This is a genomic window from Vibrio sp. V42_P2S4T144, assembly GCF_009904715.1.
GTDB lineage: Bacteria > Pseudomonadota > Gammaproteobacteria > Enterobacterales > Vibrionaceae > Vibrio > Vibrio alginolyticus.
In genome coordinates, this window is sequence record NZ_WXWS01000112.1 from 1 (window position 1) to 4,806 (window position 4,806).

General features: G+C 45.6%; 5 protein-coding genes. 3 read left to right on the forward strand and 2 right to left on the reverse strand.

Annotated features, from left to right (window positions below):
* The first annotated feature begins 145 nt into the window (after positions 1–145).
* The gene (locus CAG68_RS03780) at positions 146–616 is read left to right on the forward strand and encodes an EVE domain-containing protein (RefSeq protein ID WP_054729579.1); all 471 of its coding nucleotides are present in this window, start codon (positions 146–148) and stop codon (positions 614–616) included.
* Between the two features lie 50 nt (positions 617–666).
* Here the strand turns inward: CAG68_RS03780 and CAG68_RS03785 are convergent, their stop codons facing one another.
* A complete protein-coding gene (locus tag CAG68_RS03785) occupies positions 667–1,491 on the reverse strand; it encodes a Cof-type HAD-IIB family hydrolase (protein ID WP_054729576.1) in 825 nt (274 codons plus the stop codon).
* Positions 1,492–1,735: 244 nt separating this feature from the next.
* Complete coding sequence (locus CAG68_RS03790; protein WP_005378733.1) at positions 1,736–2,746, reverse strand: alpha/beta fold hydrolase; 1,011 nt, start codon at positions 2,744–2,746, stop codon at positions 1,736–1,738.
* A gap of 65 nt (positions 2,747–2,811) precedes the next feature.
* Here CAG68_RS03790 and rhtB point away from each other — a divergent pair, with 65 nt between their 5' ends.
* Both rhtB and CAG68_RS03800 read left to right on the forward strand, forming a co-directional pair.
* Positions 2,812–3,429 carry a homoserine/homoserine lactone efflux protein gene (rhtB, locus tag CAG68_RS03795; RefSeq protein ID WP_054729573.1) on the forward strand — a complete coding sequence of 206 codons (618 nt, stop codon included), beginning with the start codon at positions 2,812–2,814 and terminating at the stop codon, positions 3,427–3,429.
* 24 nt (positions 3,430–3,453) lie between these two features.
* Complete coding sequence (locus tag CAG68_RS03800; RefSeq protein WP_053304474.1) at positions 3,454–4,677, forward strand: EAL and HDOD domain-containing protein; 1,224 nt, start codon at positions 3,454–3,456, stop codon at positions 4,675–4,677.
* Positions 4,678–4,806 lie beyond the last annotated feature (129 nt).

Below are 4,806 nucleotides of genomic sequence, written 5' to 3' on the forward strand. Positions count from 1 at the left end.
GAGGTTAGGTCAGCGGCACCAGATTGTGGCGACTGTGAACTACATGCTTGCAGAACCAGCAGGGTGGTAAGCGCCACTGGGTTTTTCAAAGCCTTCATGTTATATCTTCCTCATTATTGTTACTCAATCGGCATCGGATGGCATTATGGCATATTGGTTATTTAAAACTGAACCAGATACCTTTTCTATTGACACGCTTCGAACCCAAAAGGTTTCATGTTGGGAGGGAGTTCGTAATTATCAGGCGCGCAATATGATGCGTGACCAAGTGAAGGTGGGCGATTTAGTCCTGATTTACCACTCTTCTTGTAAACATGTTGGCGTGGCAGGTATTGCTAAAGCTGTGAGAGAAGCCTATCCCGATCATTTCCAATTCGATCCCGAAAGCGATTATTACGATCCAAAGTCAGACCCAGACAACCCGCGTTGGATTATGGTGGATGTCGAGTTTGTACGTAAAACGGCGCGAGTGATTCCGTTGTCGGTGATGAAAGCGATGCCAGAACTTGAGAACATGCCGTTGGTGAAACGTGGAAATCGCTTGTCGATTATGCCCGTGACAGAAGAAGAATGGGACGCGATTCTTGGCAAAGAGAAGCTGCCAAGTCAGCGATAAAAGAGAAGGGCTGCGAATGTGCAGCCCTTCATTATTTGGAGTATTGAAGCTTACAGCAAGTGTTCTTGTAGGTAGTGTGCAACCGCATCTTCTGCATTGCTGCCAATTACTTCATTATTTGGTAGAGCTTTCATCACTTTTTCGTGTGATGTACCCATAACTAGCCCTTTACTTGCCATCGACAGCATTTCTACGTCATTCATGCCATCACCAAATGCTACGCAGTTTTCTAACGTGAGGTCGAGTTTTTTCGCTACCGCTTCAAGAGCATGACCTTTAGACACGCCAGCGCTCATTACTTCCAAACACCAAGGCGTTGAAAATGCGATGTTCAGCTTATCACCAAACTGCTCACGTAGTTTGTTTTCAAATACGACCAAACGTTCGTGGTCTTCTCCAGGATGCGTGAAGAAAACTTTCGCAATACCGTCAGTTGGGGCGTGGTCTTCATCAAATAAGACGTAAGTGAATTCATCGTGGAAGTCACGTAACGTTTCATCATCCTTGTTCATCAACCAGCTATCATTTTGATACATGTGAATAAGTATTTCTTGATCATGTTTGATCGTGTCGATCACGCCTTGTACCAGTTCCGCAGGGACATTCTCGCTGTACATTAGCTGATCTTCCTGGTCATGCACTCGGGCACCATTCGACGTGATCATATAAGCTGGAATGCCAACTTGGCGACGGATGCTCGCAACGTCTACGTGGTGACGGCCGGTTGCAAAGACAAAGGTATAACCCTTTTCATGCAGCGCTTTTAGCGTCTCTTTTGAGTAAGCACTGAGCTGATGGTTTGGTGCGAGTAACGTGCCATCCAGATCAGAGGCAACGATTTTGGTGATCTCTTTGCAAGGTAGCGATGTGCTCATGAAGTCCTCGTAAACGGTTTGGATAGTGTGGAACAGGTGAATTGCAAACGGAGTACAGCAGACTGACTAGATCGTACTGCTCCGAATGCGGGGGAACTTGGGCCCGTAGCACTATGCGGTTAAACACTGTGTCAAAGTAGCCAAGTTCAAGCAGTGTACGCCAAAATGAGGATGAAAAAGAGGGTAAATCGATGTGTAGACATTTCCTCTTTAATCTTAGTCGTGAAATGGTCGCCTAGAGTTCTTATTGTGCTTGTTCGTTTGATGGCGATTTAGGGTCATTCATAAAGCGGAAAATCGCATCGAGCGCTTGATTACGATACTTGTCGGTCTCGAATAAGATTTCATGCTGTGCGCCTTCGATGGAAAGCAGCTCCGCGTGCGGGTTGGTTTTCCGCAATTTATCAATAAAACGCTTTTGCGCGAGGTTGCTAACAATCCGATCGTTTCCGGCTTGGATTAGGATTACTGGTATTTTGACTTGGCGAGTTAATAAAAAGCACTGCTTAGCGGCCATGAGCCCTTGCCAAACCCAGCGAGTGCTTGGCCCACCGACTTGCAGTTCCGGTTTTTCCGTATATAGGTTTCGGAACCATTGGTAGCGGCCGTAACTTTGGCTAAGTGGGTTATCTTCAAAGGGCTTAGGGAAGTAGGCCTGATGTCCTGGTGCATAGCGTGGCAAAGTCGATACCGCTGACATAATTTGTGTGACCGGAATCGCTATTGGTGATAGGTACCATGGCAGGTTAATGCCAAACATGGGCGCACTTAGAATCAAACCAGTAAAAGGGTGTTCTGGGTGAGTTTGCAGGTAACGTGTGGCGATCGCGCCGCCCATAGAGTGCGCGATGATGAAGCATTGTTGATATTCGCTAAGGTCGTGTTTTTTTACGACGATGTCCATATCATCAATATAATCAGTAAAGTCATAGACGTGACCCATATCTGAGTCAGATAATAAACGATCTGATAAACCTTGTCCGCGGTGGTCAAAGGAATAGACATCGAAACCTTGGCGGTAGAGATCGTAAAACAGCTCTTGGTATTTCCAGGAAGACTCAATGCGTCCATTTACGATGAGCACGGCTTTTTTATGCTCTGGGTTGGTTAGCTTGCACCAGTAAATGTTCTTTTTCTCAGTCCCTTTAACAAAGCCCTCTTGGCGAGTTTGCCAAAGTGCTGCGATCGGACCACCAATTGCTTGCTCAAATAATGTCTCTTGAGTATAAGTCAAAGGTGAATGGTTAGTCGCCATTAGTTGATTACCTGAAGATACGTTGTTTACGCGATGTATCATCGAAGAATTAGTGAGGAAATGCAATGGATACCCATGTCTGGTTAGCTTATGTAGTAACAGCAATCGTTTTTAGTTTGGCTCCGGGCTCTGGCACGGTGAACTCAATCAGTAATGGTTTGAGTTACGGTACCCGTAAATCACTGGGTGCCATTATTGGCTTACAAATTGGTTTAGTTATCCACATCGCGCTGGTGGGGGCGGGTATTGGTGCGCTTGTCGCGCAGTCAGCAACCGCATTTTCTGTCATTAAATGGGTTGGTGCCGCTTATCTGGTTTGGCTGGGGGTTCAGAAATGGCGCGACACATCAAGCCTAGTCGCAGCTGAAAACCACAACGAGATGTCAGGCACGGCGCTGTTGTACAAGGCAGTGTTGATTAACCTCACCAACCCTAAATCGATTGTTTTTCTGGTGGCGTTGTTCCCGCAGTTTATTGACCCGGCAAAAGACCAAATCACGCAACTGTTGGTGCTTGGCGTCACTACGGTCGTGATTGATGCGTGTGTAATGTTGGGTTACACGAGCTTGGCAGCACAAATGGGACGCTTTATTCGCTCCGATAAAATCATGGGAAAAATAAACAAAGTATTCGGTTCAATGTTCATGGGTTGTGGTGCATTATTAGCAGCTGCAAAGTCATAAGCCATTTATAGGTCCTTCTTTAGCATGAATACAACGTATGTCGCTCGCCAGCCGATCTTTAACCGAAAAAGACAGACGCTGGGTTATGAATTGTTGTTTCGAGACGGGGAGAGTAACGCATACCCTTCACATATTGATTCAAATCGAGCGACATACCGACTGATCGTCGAAAACTTCCTATCACTGGGTACTAACCCAGTGATTGCCTCTTCAAGATGCTTTATTAACTTTCCTCATCAAAGCTTGGTGCGACGTTTGCCGCGCAGTTTGCCGAAAAACAAAATTGTCATCGAAGTGTTGGAAACGTGCCAACCTACGGATGAGCTTCTTGATGCGATTCGTGAGTTTTATCGAGAAGGTTACTTGATCGCTTTGGATGACTTCACCCTAACACCAGAATGGCGTCGTTTTTTGCCATATGTGCATATTGTGAAGCTCGACATTATGGCGATGGGGCTCGAAAAGGCCTGTGAACTGGTCAAAACACACCTTGCCAAACGCGTCAAATACCACTTTTTAGCAGAACGTGTTGAAACCGCAGAAGAGTTTGAGCAAGCGAAAGCGGCTGGCTTTAAATTTTTCCAAGGTTATTTTTTTAGCAAGCCACTCGTCTCGCAGACTAAATACGTCAGTCCTGAGCAAGTGTTGGCATTGCAACTGTTTCGTGAAGTTTGTGCTCCTGAGCCTGACTTTACTCGTATCGAGTCCATCATTACGCAAGATGTCGCGTTGTCATATAAATTATTGCGTTTTGTAAATACGCAAGCGCCGAATTTGGCTGTCGAAATCAGCTCTTTTCGTCAGGCATTGATTTATCTTGGCCAGGATAACCTTAAGCAGTTTGTCTCTTTGGTTGTGGCATCGTATATCTCCAGTAACAAGCCTCGAGAGCTGTATCACCTTTCATTGCAACGAGCTCAATTTTGCCAATTGATGTCGCGCTATCAGCCATTCTCTCACCTCAACGAGCAAGGTTTCATGGTTGGTTTGCTGTCGATTCTAGATGCGCTGCTGGATCTTTCGGTGGAATCTTTAGTTAGGCAGTTACCGCTTAGTCATTCAGTACAACAAGCGCTATTACATCGCAAAGGGGTTTATGGTGCACTTATTTCCCTCGAAGAGTGCTACGAGCGTGCCGATTGGTCAGGGGTTGAAAAAATCACGATGCAATTGGGGTTGCCTTTAGAGGAAGTGAAGCTCTCCTTAGGTGAAGCGGTTCGCTGGAGTCAAAGCATCGCGACTGCATAATTTCTTGTCTTATCTTTTATCTCTTTGAATCTCTCTCTTTACAATCAAGCTGTTCGTTAGATGTGAAACTTTTATGACGATGGACGGTTTCCTCTTGACGATATATCTTAATTAAATAAACATATACGC